The organism is Nocardia jinanensis (genome assembly GCF_014645735.1).
Lineage (GTDB): Bacteria > Actinomycetota > Actinomycetes > Mycobacteriales > Mycobacteriaceae > Nocardia > Nocardia jinanensis.
This window is the reverse complement of record NZ_BMMH01000013.1, coordinates 31,253-46,677: the sequence shown is the minus strand read 5'-3', so window position 1 is coordinate 46,677 and position 15,425 is coordinate 31,253. Positions and strand designations below refer to the sequence as shown.

General features: G+C 69.2%; 16 protein-coding genes. 9 read left to right on the top strand and 7 right to left on the bottom strand.

Going from position 1 to position 15,425, the window contains the following annotated elements; all coding sequences use genetic code 11:
* Positions 1-129: 129 nt before the first annotated feature.
* Positions 130-630 (bottom strand): winged helix-turn-helix transcriptional regulator, encoded by a 501-nt coding sequence (locus IEY68_RS25795; protein WP_058856475.1) that lies wholly within the window; start codon positions 628-630, stop codon positions 130-132.
* Positions 631-749: 119 nt separating this feature from the next.
* Between IEY68_RS25795 and IEY68_RS25790 the strand changes: the two genes are divergently transcribed.
* From IEY68_RS25790 to IEY68_RS25760, 7 genes are all read left to right on the top strand, one after another.
* Complete coding sequence (locus IEY68_RS25790) at positions 750-1,448, top strand: nitroreductase (RefSeq protein ID WP_082681583.1); 699 nt, start codon at positions 750-752, stop codon at positions 1,446-1,448.
* Between the two features lie 20 nt (positions 1,449-1,468).
* Entirely contained in the window at positions 1,469-1,675 is a 207-nt protein-coding gene (locus IEY68_RS25785) for a hypothetical protein (protein ID WP_058856414.1), read from the top strand.
* Positions 1,676-1,972: 297 nt separating this feature from the next.
* Positions 1,973-3,535, top strand: a complete 1,563-nt coding sequence (locus IEY68_RS25780) for an ABC transporter substrate-binding protein (RefSeq protein ID WP_229718987.1) — start codon at positions 1,973-1,975, stop codon at positions 3,533-3,535.
* Between the two features lie 3 nt (positions 3,536-3,538).
* A complete protein-coding gene (locus IEY68_RS25775) occupies positions 3,539-4,489 on the top strand; it encodes an ABC transporter permease (protein WP_058856416.1) in 951 nt (316 codons plus the stop codon).
* Complete coding sequence (locus IEY68_RS25770) at positions 4,486-5,382, top strand: ABC transporter permease (RefSeq protein ID WP_058856417.1); 897 nt, start codon at positions 4,486-4,488, stop codon at positions 5,380-5,382. The genes IEY68_RS25775 and IEY68_RS25770 overlap by 4 nt, the downstream gene beginning before the upstream one ends.
* Positions 5,379-6,176, top strand: coding sequence for an ATP-binding cassette domain-containing protein (locus IEY68_RS25765; protein WP_058856418.1), 798 nt, complete (start codon positions 5,379-5,381; stop codon positions 6,174-6,176). Before IEY68_RS25770 ends, IEY68_RS25765 begins: the two co-directional genes overlap by 4 nt.
* On the top strand, positions 6,173-6,970 hold the full coding sequence (locus IEY68_RS25760; RefSeq protein WP_058856419.1) for an ABC transporter ATP-binding protein: 798 nt from the start codon (positions 6,173-6,175) through the stop codon (positions 6,968-6,970). The genes IEY68_RS25765 and IEY68_RS25760 overlap by 4 nt, the downstream gene beginning before the upstream one ends.
* Before the next feature lie 219 nt (positions 6,971-7,189).
* Here the strand turns inward: IEY68_RS25760 and IEY68_RS25755 are convergent, their stop codons facing one another.
* Positions 7,190-8,113, bottom strand: a complete 924-nt coding sequence (locus tag IEY68_RS25755; RefSeq protein WP_058856420.1) for an NmrA/HSCARG family protein — start codon at positions 8,111-8,113, stop codon at positions 7,190-7,192.
* Between the two features lie 102 nt (positions 8,114-8,215).
* Here IEY68_RS25755 and IEY68_RS25750 point away from each other — a divergent pair, with 102 nt between their 5' ends.
* Positions 8,216-8,776: a TetR/AcrR family transcriptional regulator gene (locus IEY68_RS25750; RefSeq protein WP_058856421.1), complete on the top strand. Its 561-nt coding sequence runs from the start codon at positions 8,216-8,218 to the stop codon at positions 8,774-8,776.
* A 99-nt stretch (positions 8,777-8,875) separates the two neighbouring features.
* Here the strand turns inward: IEY68_RS25750 and IEY68_RS25745 are convergent, their stop codons facing one another.
* Both IEY68_RS25745 and IEY68_RS25740 read right to left on the bottom strand, forming a co-directional pair.
* Entirely contained in the window at positions 8,876-9,253 is a 378-nt protein-coding gene (locus IEY68_RS25745) for an MmcQ/YjbR family DNA-binding protein (RefSeq protein WP_058856422.1), read from the bottom strand.
* Positions 9,254-9,420: 167 nt separating this feature from the next.
* Entirely contained in the window at positions 9,421-10,173 is a 753-nt protein-coding gene (locus tag IEY68_RS25740; RefSeq protein WP_058856423.1) for a TetR/AcrR family transcriptional regulator, read from the bottom strand.
* Between the two features lie 83 nt (positions 10,174-10,256).
* Between IEY68_RS25740 and IEY68_RS25735 the strand changes: the two genes are divergently transcribed.
* Positions 10,257-11,183, top strand: a complete 927-nt coding sequence (locus IEY68_RS25735; RefSeq protein ID WP_082681584.1) for an NmrA/HSCARG family protein — start codon at positions 10,257-10,259, stop codon at positions 11,181-11,183.
* Between the two features lie 350 nt (positions 11,184-11,533).
* On the opposite strand, the gene IEY68_RS25730 is transcribed toward IEY68_RS25735, so the two are convergent.
* The 3 genes from IEY68_RS25730 to IEY68_RS25720 form a co-directional block, all read right to left on the bottom strand.
* A complete protein-coding gene (locus IEY68_RS25730; protein WP_058856424.1) occupies positions 11,534-12,409 on the bottom strand; it encodes a sulfurtransferase in 876 nt (291 codons plus the stop codon).
* Positions 12,410-12,786: 377 nt separating this feature from the next.
* The gene (locus IEY68_RS25725; RefSeq protein WP_229718986.1) at positions 12,787-13,749 is read right to left on the bottom strand and encodes an endonuclease/exonuclease/phosphatase family protein; all 963 of its coding nucleotides are present in this window, start codon (positions 13,747-13,749) and stop codon (positions 12,787-12,789) included.
* A gap of 271 nt (positions 13,750-14,020) precedes the next feature.
* Complete coding sequence (locus tag IEY68_RS25720; protein ID WP_199804989.1) at positions 14,021-15,367, bottom strand: aminotransferase class III-fold pyridoxal phosphate-dependent enzyme; 1,347 nt, start codon at positions 15,365-15,367, stop codon at positions 14,021-14,023.
* Between the last annotated feature and the right edge of the window lie 58 nt (positions 15,368-15,425).

Here is a 15,425-nt window from a genome sequence, read left to right as displayed (position 1 = left end):
CTACGCGTCCGTCCTCGTCCCCGCGGCCGCGAGGTGCCGCGGAGGCGAGGACGGACGTTCGGAGTATCCGGAACCCGATGCCGAGGCGCCTCGCGAGCCGATGTGTTCAGGCGCTTCGCGCGGGCGCGCTCAGGTGCTGCGCGCCGATCCGGTACGCGGGGCGGGCGCACTCGCGGCGACCTCCGCGGTCATCCCCGGGCCGGGCAGCGGCGCGATATCGCGGGCGGTGACGTGTTCGCCGCATTCGTCGCAGGCCAGCGTCACATGTGCCTCGCCGGTGCAGTCGCGGTGCATGAAATGCACCGGCGGACCCTCCGGAGCCATATAGCGATCGCCCCAGTCGCGGAACGCGATCAGAACCGGATAGAGGTCGTGACCCTTCGGGGTGAGGCGGTACTCCTCGTAGGTGCCGTCGGCGCCTTTCTGTTTGGCGAGTATCTCGTGCTCGACCAGCCGGTCGAGGCGATCCTGCAACCGCCCGCGCGGGATGCCCAGTGTGGTCTGGAACGCGTTGAAGCGCCGGACCCCGTTGAAGGCCGTTTTCAGCACCAGCAGAGTCCACCGGTCCCCGAGGACCACCAGCGGGCGGGTGATCGAACAGGGGAAATCGGCGAGTTCTTCGTATCGCACGCTTTCCATTCTACGGAACCCCGTTTTCGCGGTTCCAAAATGAGACCACCACTGCTAGGGTCAGTCTTGAATTGAGACTGCTCAGTCAGTGCACAACCGAATTGCGAGGGGGCCTTCCCGTGACCTCGACCGATGTCGACACCGATCAGTACGAGACGCTGCGCACGATCCTGGACCAGCGATGGGCCTGCCGGCAGTTCCTGCCGGACCGGGTTCCGCACGAGGTGATCGAACGATTACTGACCCTGGCGCTGCGCACCCCGTCGTGGTCCAATACCCAGCCCTGGCAGGTCGTCGTCACCGAGGGTGCGGCCACCGACCGGTTCCGCAGGGATCTGGTGGCGCACGTGCAGTCCGGCGCTGCGGCTACCCCGGATCTCGCCCATCCCGGCGGCTTCTCCGGCCCGTACCGTCAACGGCGTAAGGAATCCGGCGTCCAGCTCTACGAGAGCCTCGGCATCGGAAAAGGGGATGCGGAGGCGTCGTTGCGCCAATTCGTCCGCAATTTCGAATTCTTCGACGCGCCGCATGTCGCGATCGTCTCCACCGAGGACGAACTGGGCCCCTACGGCGCCATCGATACCGGGCTCTTCGTCAACACCGTGCTGCTGGCCGCCCACACACTGGGCCTGGCGACCATTCCGCAGGCCTCGGTCGCCTCCTACGCCCCGTTCATCCGCGACTATTTCGGGCTCCCCGAAACCCGCCGCGTGCTCGCCGCGATCTCGTTCGGTTACCCCGATACCGAGCACCCGGTGAACTCCTTCCGTACCGCCCGTGCGGATCTCGACGAGATCGTGACCTGGAAATCCGACTGAGCTCCACGAGAGGAGCGGTGATGGTGGCAGCGGCTTCGACAGACGCGCACGTGTTCGCCGGGCGGATCCCGGACGGTCCGATGCTGGACCGGATCATCGGCGACGCAATGGGAATACCGGATCTCGATTTCTCCCTGCGGACCCGTTTCGCGGCCCGCGGGGTCTATGCGTTCACGGCCACACTGTGCCTGGCCGCGACGTTCGCTCTGATTCGCCGGTATCGCTGAAACCGGCGACGACGGGAGGTGGTGCCGGGCGCCCGCACGGGCCCCGGCACCATTTCGTATATGCGGCCCTCGATTACCGATCGCACCGGGAACGCTTCGATTCAGGTTGAACCCAAAGGTGCCACGACCGGTGGGATGTTCCATACGATCCGGCGGTGACCGCCGAACTCTCGCTCGTCCCGCCGGAGTACTGGTATTTCCGGTATCCCGGGTTCGGAACTCGGTGCGGTCGCCGAATCGCGACGACATCTACCGCGTGGATTTCGTCGCCGAACACACAGAGATTCCGAGGACCAGGTGATCCCGAATTCGAGATACGGCCGCTGGACGGCCATGGCGCTGGCAGTGGCGGCATCGTTGTTCGCCGCGGCCTGTGGAACCGGCGGCGAGATCACGCCCTCGGGTGCGCAGACGACGCAGGCCGCGGCCCCGCCGGATGAGCAACTCGACACCGGCGCGACGGTGCATGTGCGGCTCACCTTGGAGCCCACAAGTCTCAACACCTTCACCACTGCCGGCGCCGCGCTGGACCAACTGCTGCTGGACAACGTCTACCAGGGTCTGGTCAGCGTCGACACCGCCGCCGGCGGCCGGATCGTGCCCGCTCTGGCGCAATCGTGGGAGCAGACACCGGACGGTCTGACCCACACCTTCCACCTGGTGACGAATGCGAAATTCCACGACGGCACGCCGCTGACCGCCGCGGACGCGGTGTGGTCGCTACAGCAGCAGATCGCGCCGGGGTCGTCGTCCATCGACGCCGCGATCCTGGATTCGGTCGCCGAGGTCACCGCGCCGGATCCGGCCACGGTGCGTATCCGGCTGAAACAGCGCGATACGCTGCTGCTCCCGAATCTCACCCGGCGCGGCGGAATCGTCTACAAGAAAGGCACCGATTTCGCGAGCCTGGGCGGTACCGCGAACGGCAGCGGGCCGTTCCGGCTGACCGGCTGGAACCGTGGTTCCTCGATCACCCTGACCCGTAACGACGAATACTGGGGTGCGAAACCGAAGGTCGCCGAGGTGGTCCTGCACTACATCAAGGACCCCAATTCCGCGAACAACGCCGAATCGACGGGCCAGACCGATATCCAGGTCGCCGCCGACCCCACCCTGCTGCAGCCCTTCACCGGCGACGACAAGTTCACCGTCCTGCGCGGCACCACCACCGACAAGTACACCCTCGCCTTCAACGGGCGACAGGCGCCGTTCACGAATCACGGTGTGCGCCACGCGATCCGGCAGGCCATCGACCGGCAGGCCCTCATCGGCGCCTACGGCGCGGGAGTGGCGATCGGCAGCAATGTGCCGCCGCAGGACCCGTGGTACGAGGACCTCACCGGAATCGACGCCTACGATCCGGAGAACGCGAAGAAGCTGCTGGCCGACGCGGGTTTCGCGAACGGCCTCGCACTGACGCTGGATATTCCCAGCATCTATCCGACCGCGATCACCGATCTCGTGGTGTCGGATCTGGCGAAAGTCGGAATCACCGTCACCGTGCGGCAGCTCGAATTCCAGACCTGGCTGGCTAAGGTCTACTCCGGTAAGGACTTCCAGCTGAGCGTGGTCGACCACGCCGAAGCGCGCGATCTGGACAACTACACCAAGCCCGGCTACTACTTCGGCTACGACAATCCGCAGGTGCGGCAGTGGTACACCGAGGCCCGCACCGCCGCATCGGAGGCCGACCGGGACACCCTGCTGAAGAAGGTGGCCCGGCAGATCTCCGTGGACGCCGCCGCGGACTGGCTGTTCCTCGTCCAGTCCACCACCGTGGTGCGCGCCGGGGTGTACGGCGTGCCGCAGCACGAGACCAGTAATCGGTACAACCTGAGCACGCTCGCGGTCGGGAAGTAACAGGTGGCCTGGTACATCGTGCGCCGTACCGGACTGGGTGCGGTCTCACTGGCACTGGCCAGCGTGGTGGTCTTCGCGCTGTTGCGGCTGCTACCCGGCGATGTGGCCACCACCATCGGCGGCGACGAGGCGACTCCGGAACAGCTCGCGGCATTGCGCGCCGAACTCGGACTGGACCGACCGCTTCCGGTGCAGTACGCGTCGTGGATCGGTGGGGTGTCGAACGGCGATTTCGGGCAGTCCCAGCTCGACGGTTCCACCGTGAGCAGCGAACTGGCACGCAAACTCGAGGTCACCGCACCGCTCACGGCGGGGGCGATCATGGTCGCATTGGCGGTCGCGGTCCCGCTGGGTACCTGGGCGGCCACCCGCCGCGGCACCGCGGCCGGTGGAGCCTTGAACGCGCTGTCCCAGCTCGGTATCGCGATACCGAGTCTGTGGTCGGCGCTGCTGTTGATCCTGGTGTTCGCGGTGACGCTGGGTTGGTTGCCCGCGCAGGGTTTTCCGGTCGACGGCTGGGCGAATCCTGGGGAGGCGTTCCGAAGTCTGGTGTTGCCCTGGCTGGCGCTGGGTCTCACCGAAGGCGCGGTACTGCTCCGCTTCGTCCGTTCCGCTGTACTCGGTGTCCTCGATTCGGATTTCCTGCGCACCGCTCGGGCGAAGGGAATGACCCGGAATCGGGCGCTGGTGCGGCACGGATTCCGTAACGCCGCCCTGCCGGTGGTGTCGATCCTCGGTCTGCAGCTCGCCGCGCTGCTGGTCGGGGCGGTGGTGGTGGAACAGGTCTTCACCCTGCCGGGGGTCGGCAGCATGCTGATCACCGATATCGGTAATCGCGATCTGATAAAGGTGCAGGGCGAACTGCTGATCCTGGTCGCCACAGTCCTGGTGATCGGGCTGGTGGTCGATATCGCGCACCGCCTCATCGACCCCCGGCTGAGGCACACGGTATGAGTGGTATCGCGGTATACCGCCGGTCTTGGGCGCGGCGCAGGCACGGGGCATGGACGGTTTTGGCGGCGTTGCTGCGGCGGCCGGCGGGGGCGTTCGGGCTCACGGTGCTCGCGACACTGGCCTTCGCCTCGTTGGTATCGGTGTGGTGGACGCCGTTCGACCCGCGCGCCACGGATATCCGCGCCGCGTGGCTGTTACCGCTGCAACAGGGGCATCTGCTCGGCACCGACCGGGTGGGTCACGATCAGTTCAGTCAGCTGCTGGCGGGTAGCCGGGACACGCTGCTCGCCGCGGTCGGTTCCGCTGTCGTGGCCGCCGTCGTCGGTCTGCTGCTGGCGCTCACCGCGGTATCGGCGCGCCGCTGGGTGGGCTCGGTGGTGGTCCAGGTGATCGATTTGATGATCGCCTTCCCGGGACTGATACTGGCCATGGTGCTGGCCGCGGTGTACGGCGGATCCCTGGCCACAGTGGTGGCCGCGGTGGGGATCAGCGCCGGTGTCGCGGTGGCCCGGGTCGCACGCGGTGAGATCGCGGCGGTGGCCGGCCAGGACTATGTCCTGGCCGCCCGCGCGGCCGGGGCGTCGACTGCGCGGATCGTGCGCAGGCATCTGCTGCCCAATATCGCGCCGACCCTGATCGTCCAGCTGTCGCTGGTGATGGCGCTGGCCGTATTGTCCGAGGCGACGCTGACCTATCTCGGTTACGGCAGTGCGCCGTCCACGCCGTCCTGGGGTGGGCTGCTGCGCACCCAGCAGGACTACATCGGCGCGCGTCCGCTGCTGGTGGTCTGGCCCGGTGCCGCGGTCGCGCTGACGGTACTCGGCTTCAACCTGCTCGGGGACGCGCTCCGCGAGGCCACGGACCCGCGGATACGAACTGGGGCCCGCGTATGAGTCTGCTCGACATCGAGAATCTGACCGTTCGGTTCGGTGCCACCACCGTTCTGGACGCGGTAAATCTGACCGTGGACGCGGGGGAGCGGCTCGGCCTCATCGCCGCCTCCGGGTCCGGGAAATCGCTGACCGCGCTGGCGGTTCTGGGACTGCTCCCCGCTGGGGCGCGGGTCGAGGGTCGTATCCGGTTCGACGGTAGGGACCTGCTCACGCTGGGCGATCGTGACCTGTCGGCCCTGCGCGGCAACCGCATCGCGATGATCTTCCAGGAACCGCTGTCGGCACTGAATCCGCTGATGCGGGTCGGCGCGCAGATCGCCGAACCGCTGCGGCTGCATCGCGGACTGTCCCGCGGACAGGCCCGCACCGCGGCGATCGCGCTCGCCGGCCGGGTGGGGTTGCCGGACCCCGAACATCTGGTGCGCGCCTACCCGCACCAGCTGTCCGGCGGGCAGCGCCAGCGGGTGGGTATCGCCATGGCCGTGTCCACCGGCCCGGCCCTGTTGCTCGCCGACGAGCCCACCACGGCCCTGGACGTCACCGTGCAGTCCGAGATCCTCGCGCTGCTCGACGATCTGGTGACCGAACAGGGCACCGCTCTGTTGTTCATCACCCACGATCTCGCCGTCCTCGCCCAGGTGGCCCGCCGGGTGCTGGTGCTGGGTGCGGGCCGGATACTGGAACAGGGTGATCTGGAGCAGATCCTGCGGGCGCCAGGTCACGAGTACACGAGAACCTTGTTGGAGCTGGCGCGTGCGGCGTCCTTCCGGCGGAGCGCGGAGGTGGGACGATGACGGTGGATTCGGTGTCGGCGCCGGCGCTGGTGGAAGCGAGCGGGCTGTCCCGTTCCTTCCGGCTGCCCCGCACCACCCTGCGCGGTGCCGCGCCGGTACGGCACGCCGTACGCGAGGTGGATCTGTCGCTGACCGAAGGTGCCCGGCTCGGCATCGTCGGTGAATCGGGTTCCGGGAAATCGACCCTGCTCCGGCTCCTGCTGGCCCTGGACCGCCCCGATAGCGGCGAGGTCCGCTACCGGGGCCGGCCTGTCGCCGGGCGCCGCCTCGCCTGGTTCCGGCGCGAGGTACAGATGGTGCCGCAGGATCCGCTGAACTCGCTGGACCCACGCGCCGTGGTCGGGGATTCCATCGCCGAACCGCTGGAATGCCTGCGCATCCCCGGCGACCACGACACCCGGGTGACCGAACTCCTTGTCGCCGTCGGCCTGGAACCCGATGCGGCCCGGCGCTATCCGCACGAGTTCTCCGGCGGACAGCGGCAGCGTATCGCCATCGCTCGCGCGCTCGCCCCGCATCCCGGAGTGCTCGTCGCCGACGAACCCTTTTCCGCCCTGGACGCCACCGTGCGCGGCCAGATCATCGACCTCGTCCGGTCGCTGGTGGACGGTTTCGGTCTCTCGCTGATCCTGGTGTCGCACGATATCGGTGTGGTGCAGCAGCTGTGCGACCGGTTGCTGGTGATGCGGGAAGGGGCGATCGTCGAGGACGGTGTCACGGAAACCGTACTGTTCGCGCCCCGCCACCCCTACACGCGCGAGCTGCTGCGTGCCGTACCGGTATTGCCCGAATAAATCTGTCCCGCACCAGGTCCCGGTTGTCCGCCTTACCGGCGCTGTTCCGTACGGCACAGACCCACCGCGCCCGGGATATCCGCGAGGCACTGATCGAAGCGCTCGATCCTCGAGAGGTGGACACGCTCGTCGTATCCGCCGGAACTCTCGCGGGCTCGACAGCGAGCGCTGACTTCCGGACCACCCGTGAAACGACCGCGCGGAGCAGGACAGGACCGGTCAGGCGTCGAGGAGTATCCGCTCCCGCGCCCATTCCGCGAAGCCGGTGAGTGGGATCCCCAGTGCCCGTGCGTATTCCGGGCGTCCCGGCTGGCCCGCCGCGTTCAGGTACTCGTGCGAGGCGCCCATCGGGGGCATACCGGCGGCGAGCGCCTGTTCCTCGGTCATCTCGGGCGCGGCCAGCGGCCTGCCCAACGTGCGTGACAGCACCTCGGCGATCTCGGTCATCGACAGATGCTCACCGGCCAGTTCCAGTTCCACCCGGTCGAATCGTTCCGGGTCGGCGAAGGCCGCGGCGGCCGCCCGGCCGATATCGTCGGCCGCCACCAGCGACAGCCGGGTCGCGGGGTCGAGCACGGTCACCAGACCGCCTTCGATTCCGCGCGGGAACAGAAAGGCCATGGAGGGGAGGAAATTCTCCATGAAGAAACCCGGCTTCAGGATCGTCCAACGCGGGAATCCCGCGGCGCGGACGCGGTCCTGGATCGCGGCCTTGGCGTTCAGCGAGGGTGCCACCGCGGGCCAGCGGCCCTCGGCCCAGCCGGGGGTCGCGGTGTGTTGCCCGGCGCCGGTGACCGAGGAATGTACGAACTGCTCGACGCCGGCGGCCGCGGCGCCTTCTACGAGGTTCGTGGCCTGGGCTATCTCACCGGCGAAATCGAAACCCTCGGCGGTGATGGCGGGCATCTGCACCGAGAACACCGCGCGGGCACCCCGCGCGGCCCGGATCAGCGAATCGCGATCGCGCAGATCGCCGGTGACCAGTTCGGCGCCGAGGCCCGCGACGGCCGCTGCCGGGGTGGTGGACGGGTCGCGCACGAGGGCGCGGACCGGAACTTCGGCGGCGCGCAGGGCGCGGACGGTGGCGCCGCCCTGCCGGCCGGTGGCGCCGGTGACCAGAACGGGTGCGGAATCTGTGGACATGGTGCTCCTCTACTGCTCGAACTAAGTGGCGGGGCCCGCCACTTAGTTTCCGCTAGAATACGGCGGACCCCGCCACTTAGCAATATCGGAGATGATGACGCCATGCCGGACCGCCGGCGCGCCGACGCGTTACGCAACTACTCCCGCATCCTCGCCGTGGCGGAGGAGGAGGTCGCCGCACACGGTGCCGGGGCGTCCCTGGAACAGATCGCCCGCACCGCCGGGGTCGGATCGGCGACGGTGCGGCGGCACTTTCCGACCCGTCACGCGCTGCTCGAAGCCGTCTCACGCGAGCGGATCGAGGCACTGCGCGTCCGCGCTCGCGATCTGGCGGGCGCCGACGACAGCCGCGGCGCGCTGTTGGAATGGCTGAGTGATCTCGTCGACTACTGTGTTTCCGCCCGCGGTCTGGCGGCCGCCCTGTCCTACGACGGCGCCGAGGTGGACCCGGTACACGAGAACACTTGCGCCGCGACCATGCGGGAAGCGGTCGAGCCGCTGGTTCGCCGCGCCGCCCGGGACGGCACGGTGGCCGCGGATACCGCCGCCGGCGATCTCATCACGCTCATCGTCGGTATCGCGCTGGCCACCGAACATTTCCCCGATCCCGCCACCCAGGCGGATCGGCTCTTCCGGCTCGCGGTGGCCGGGCTGAGCCCCTAGCGCGCGGACCGAGACCCAGGGACACGGACCGAGCCACTGGGACGACCGCCGGCCGAGACGTCTCGTACGGACCCGCCGGTCGAGGGCGCCCGGGTGGTCTCACCCGTCGGCCGGATCCTGTTCGTCGAGCCGGGCCACCAGTGTCTTCGGCGCCACGGCACGGTAGGCGTCGGTGACGATCTCGCCGATTTCCGCCCAATCGACCGGTACGTCCAGATAGACACCGAGCCAGCCGCGATGGCCGACATAGGGCGGGCGGAAGAATCGACCCGGTTCGGCGGCGACCATGGCCTCCTGGGCACCGGGCGGCGCCGCACACCAGAACCCGAGCCGATCGTCGTGATGGTGATCGGCGAACATGACGAAGGTCTTCTTCCCCCGGACGAACCAGGTGGGTTCGCCATGACTGAGCCGCTCGGTGGTCTCGGGTAGCGCAGTGCACAGTGCGCGCAACCGGGTCAGCGGCGTCTCGGCCATGGCGTCACCCTAGCGCGGAGGCCGGGCAGCGGCACCTGCTCGCAATCCGATCTCGGGTCCCGCGGGCGACACCGGAACCCCGATGTTGTCCACGAAGCCGAAACAGCGGCGCGGCCGGCGGCGTCGGTGCGGTTCTTCGCGACGGTACCGATCGTGACCCGTCGCGGTCAGCCGGCCGCGCGTCTCCGGTGCCCGCGTTGACGGCAGGTCGGTCCGCAATAGCGGGCCGGTCTGCCGGTGCCGCGGGCGGGTAGCCGCGCCCCGCATTCGGCGCAGAGTTGTGCGGCGGCAGTGGTTTCGTGACGATGGCGCCGAGAGTTGTCACGAAATGCGCCGGCTTCCGTGACGGGCGTGGTCCGCAATCCATCGAGCAGCTGCCGGACCAGCCGTGCCCCCCGGGTCCGGCTCCGGTGCGACGACCATATCGCGGCACCCCCGACGGTCAGCGCGGTCAGATCGGCGACCTGTACGTCCGGCTCGACGGCCCGAGCCTGTTTCGCGTTGTGCAGCAGCCGTTCCAGTGCTTCTCCGAAGCGTTGTCCGGCGGTCGCGAGCAAGGCGTGCGGCCAGTTCTGATCGGCGGTGAGCGCATCGCAGATCTGTGTGCGACCGGCCGATTTCTCGATGACTTCGAGTAGGAACCCGAACAGCGCGTCACCAGGTGTGGCGCGCGCGGCCCACCGATCCGCCGCTCGGGCCAGCCCCGCGACGTGTTCGGCGAGCACCGCCTCCACCAGGATCTCCTTGCTGGGGAAATGCCGGTACACCGTCCCGGCACCCACCCCCGCGCGCTGCGCGATCCGGCCGATCGACACCTCCGGCCCTTCCTCGGCGAATACGCGCATCGCGGTGCGAAGTACGAGATCCCGGTTGCGCCGGGCATCAGCGCGTCCGATCGTGGGGGCCGCTGCTGCTGTCATGTCACGTAATCCTTGTTCGTGGCCCGGAAACGGGCGGATCATTCCGGATCGTGCCAGTATCCACCACTAACGGAACGGACGCCATGACCACCGAAAACCCGTTCGATACCAACGCTCCGATCCTCGTCACCGGAGCCACCGGCCAACAGGGCGGTGCCACCGCGCGGCGCCTGCTGACCGCGGGACGGCCGGTACGAGCCATGGTCCGCGATACCCATGCCCCGGCGGCGGTCGCGCTGGAGGCCGCCGGCGCCCGGCTCGTCCGCGGAGATCTCGACGATCCGTCCAGTCTGATTCCGGCGCTGGACGGTGTCGGCGCTGTGTTCGGAGTGCCACCGGTTGCCTTCGGGCCGACCGGATCCGATACGGATCTCGAAGCCGCGCGGGGTCGGTCGCTGATCGACGCGGCTGTCGCCGCGGGAGTCGGGCAGATCGTCTTCAGCACCGTCGCCACGACCTCGGCGCCCACGCCCGGATGGGAGGGGAAGTCCGCGATCGAGCAGTATCTGCGCGACCGCGTCGCCGTTTCCACGGTGCTGCGCCCGGTTCGCTTCATGACGAACTATCTCGGTTTGGCGGTGGCCGCGATCGACGGGATATCCGGGGGAGTGCACCGGCACCTGTTCCCGCCGGACGAACCGATGCAGATCATCGCGGTGGAGGATATCGCCGAATTCGCCCTGCTCGCGTTCACCGATCCGTCCCGCTTCGCCGGACGGACACTGGAACTCGCCGGTGACCAGCCGACTCCCGTCGCGGCCGTGGCCGCGATCAGCGAGGCCACCGGTATCGCGGTGCGGTACGAGCAGCTCACCGACGACGAGGCCGCTGCCCTCGGCGCCGAGATCGCCGGGGTCGTGAAGCGGTGGCGCGAGGGTCACCGCTGGCATGCCGATATCGAAGCGCTGCGAGTGATCCACCCCGGTCTGCGTACATTCGGCGACTGGCTCGCCGAATCCGGGGCCGCCATCCTGCGTGATCATCTCACCGGTGGCGGCCGGACGAAATAGCCGGAAGCGCAAGAGATCCGACCCTGGACTTCGCCGGAGCGGGCGGAGTCCAGGAGGCTCGGGCACCAACCGGCCGGGGCGGGGCCGGGTCGGCACCCGTCGGCCCGGCGCCGGCCATCTACCAGCTCGTCGAAATCTGCGTCGCGGCGGGTTTCCGTTGCGGCGGGACTGATTCGCGTCGGCCGTCTGCTTCCTCCGGAGCGCGGGGCGCACGGGACTCGCCGGAGGACCGGCATCGAACGCGCCGCGACGCGGTCCTGGGCGATCAGCCGGTCGGTGGTGGCCGCGATATGTGCGAGCAGTGTGGCAGGTGGCCCGTGGCGTGCGGCCCGGCGGTCGGGCCCGAGCTTTCAGGCCTCGGTCGCCGACGGCTCGCCGACCTCGACGGGATTGGACGCATCCGCACTCCACTGCGACCACGACCCGGGGAACAGGCTCGCCTCGCGCCCGGCCGCGGTCAGCGCGGCGACGGCGATCGCCGCCGTCACCCCGGAACCGCAGTAGACGGCCAGCGGTTCCGGCGAGCTCGCGTCCGATCCCGGGTACCGGGCGAGGACCTCGTCGTCCGGGCGGAACCGGCCCGATTCGTCGAGCAGGGCCGTCGCGGGAATGTTGACGGCACCCGGAATATGCCCGGCCACGGGGTCGACCGGTTCGTTCTCGCCCCGATACCGCTCCGGTGCGCGGGCGTCTACGAGGGTGCCGTTCGCGACGATATCGGACAGCTCCTCGGCGGCCACGACTCCGAGGGCCCCGGCGTAGAGATCGGGCCGGGTGACCGTCACGTCGCCGGGAGCCGGGGTCGCGTCCCCGTTCTCGAGGACGCCGCCGACCGCCCGCCAGGCCGCCAAGCCGCCGTCGAGTATGCGGACATCGCGCAGTCCGGCGGCGGTGAGCACCCACCAGGCGCGCGACGAACCCGCGCGATTCCAGTCGTCGTAGATCACCACCGGAACGCCGTCGCGTACGCCCCAGGACCGTAGATCCCGTTGCAGTGCCGCGCCATCGGGTAGGGGATGGCGGCCGCGGCCGGTTACCGAGTGATCGGACAGCGCGCTGTCGAGGTCGACATAGACGGCGCCGGGCAGGTGGCCGGCGCGGTAGTCCTCCCGGCCGTCGGGACGGTCCAGCCGCCAGCGCACATCGAGCAGCGTCACGGGAGCTCCGGACGCGATCGTATCCGCCAGTTCACCTGCGGTGGTGAACACCTCAGCGCGAGTAGTCATCGAACAGCCTCCACTTCTGCGGACCGAACCCGCCCGCCCCTCGCCTACATTGCGTGACCACGGAGTACAAGGGCGGGTTCCAGTGACTCGACTACTACACCACCACATTCTCGATGAGCAATACCACCGGCACCCAGTTCGACGCTCTCCTCGGACAGGCCCTCGTCACCGGAGACGCGAAGAGCCAGCGTGAGTTGATCGACCGAGCTGTGCGGCGCTAGCACGGCGAGGCCGATACCGTGTTCCGCTGGCCGGTGCCGCTCACGGCAGTGCATCGGGCGGCACTGGACTGGACACTGCGAGTCGTGGTGTGGCCCCAGGAGATCACCCGCCGGAAGTGAGCTGCCGTCCCGGATCTCGTCGGTGCGGGCCCACCACTACCGGTCGCCGGTGGGGAGGCGGATTCGAGCCACCAGGGCACGGTGGTCCGCACCGGGCACGCCGACCGTCTCCACCATCTCCGCGCGGCCACCGGCGACCAGGATGTGATCGATTCCGACCAGTGGCGGCCACCGCTTGTCGGTCGGGTAGGTGACCAGATGCCCGGCGCCCGCCTGTACCGCCGCGTCACCGAAACGGCCGGATAGCAATGCGCGGAATTGCGCGTGATCGTAGGTCGCGTTGAAATCGCCGCCGGCGATCACCGGACGGTCCGCGGGCGACCGTTCGAGGATTTCGCCCAGTCGCGACAGCTCATCGGCCCATACCTGGGTGCCGTACACCGGCGGTACCGGATGGAACGCGTATACGATCACCGGTCCGATATCGGGGACGGTTGCCGTCGCGGAGAGCTGATTCAGCACGTACCCGTCGTATTCGACGGTGTCCGACAGCGGGTAGCCGCTCCAGATTCCGGTTCCGGCCGCGGTTCGGCCGGGGGAGAGGTACCGATTCGGCAGTAGCTCGTCGAGTCCGGCCCGGCCGAGCGCCTCGACCGCGACGGGGGTGAGTTCGTCGACGGTCAGCAGATCGACCCGCCGTGCTCGTACCTCGTCCACCAGTGCCAGCGGATCGGCTCCGTCGAACAGGAGGTTGGCCTGCATCACCGTCACCGTGCGCCCGCTGTCCTCAGCACCGTGGGACCGGTACAGCGGCAGCTGCGTCCCCACCCCGGCCGCGGTGACCAACAGCGCGAGTCCGGCACCGGTCCACCGCCGCCCGGCGGCGAACACGGCGGCGCCGACGAGCGCGGAACCCATCAGATACGGCGCACCGGACGCCGCGAGGACCAGCAACCGCGCGGACGAACGGCTGAAGTGCAGCCCGATCCCGGCGGCACCGGCGAATGTCGCCGACCAGGCGAGCATATCGGCACCGATCCGGGCCAGCTTCGAATTCACATCCGCAAGCCAAGCACACGGTCCGGGGCGGCGCCGATAGTCCGGCCCGGAATCGGCGCTACCCGGGCGGCCGCGTCGGCTGTTGCCGCCCCGGCCGCCGGATCTGCACCCCATATGCCATGGCGGCGTCAGGGTCGAGTGAATCGGGACGGAGACCTTCATGGTGGGGCGGCCTCGCGCGGTATCGGACCGGGCGGTGGTGATGGACCGGAACGCCGAACCCGCACTGCACCGGCGGCGCGGTGCGAGGCTCTCGTTCGTCGGGCGCGGTTCAGACGACTACGCGGGACAGGAGTTCGTCCGCCGCGGTGAGACCGGCGTCGAGTGCTTCGATGATCCGGTCCAGCTCGGCGTCGGTGATGATCAGCGGAGGAGCGATGAACAGGGATCCGGCCTCGTCGCTGGTCCCGATCTGGACGCCGTGGGACCGGGCGGCGGCGACCACGTGGTCCGCCGGCTGGGGGGTGCCGGTATCGGAGAACCACCGGTGCCAGTCCGGTCCACGGAGTTCCACGGTCCAGTGCAGGCCCTTTCCGGCGATACGCTCCACACACCGATGCCGGTCGGCGAGTTCGATCAGCGCGGCCGCGAGCCGCCGCCCGCCCGCGGTGGCCCGGTCGACCAGTCCTTCCGCGCGCACCACCCGGAGATGGGCGCGTACGGCGTGGATCATCGTGGGATGCGCGCGAAAAGTACTGTAGTTCTGCCATTTCGCCGCCCGTAGCAGGTCGAGCACCCGCTTCGACAGCACGACCGCACCGGCCGGTGCGGCGCCCCCGGCGAGGGGTTTCCCCATGGTGACCAGATCCGGCCGGCTGGACGCGCCCTGGAACGCGAACCAGCTGCCCGACCGGCCCAGCCCGGTGACCACCTCGTCGGCGATCCACAGACAATCGGCGTCCCGCGCCGCGCCGGCCACTCGCTCCTGGTATTCCGCGTCGTAGTAGCGCCCGCCCTGGGTGTAGTCGATGATCACCGCCGCGGCTCCCGGGAAAGCCGCCGCCAGTTCCTGCTCGTCCGGGTGCCGCGGTGCTGTGCTGCCCGCGGTCCGCCAGATGCCGCCGTCGGGTCCCGCGATGGTTCTGACCTCGGTGGTTCGCGCGGGCGCGCGCACGCCACCGTCGATCAGGGAAAGGCCGCCGTGCCACTGCGGCTGCAGGGTGACATCGCGCGCGAGGCCGACCAACCCGTGATACGCGCGTTCGCGGGCGACGATCGGTGCCCGCCCGGTGAGGGCTTGCGCGAGCGAGAGCGCGATATCGTTGACCTCGCTACCGCTGAGACCGAAGCGCACTCCACCGACCCAATCGGTCTCTCCGGCGAACGCGATATCGACCAATTCGTCGGCCGCCGCGTCGCGTTCGGCCCACAGCTGTCCCTCGGTCGCCACCGGGAAGCGGGCCGCTTCGACGACGGCCTCCACCATCGCCGGATGCGCGTGCCCGAGCGGCCCGCCGGTATTCGACGCGTCGAGCAGGACCGTCCCGTCCGAGTACTCGAGGTGGACCCCGCTGCCACCTACCAGCGCGGGTGAACGGGTCGTGCCGGAATTACCGCCGGCCCGGATCAGGTTCTTGCCGCCGCGATCACGGCCGCCGTCGATTCCGTGCATGCTCATATCCTTCGTCGAGTTCTCTTCGCGCGACCTGCCCTGCCGGTGTATCGGCAGGGTCTCG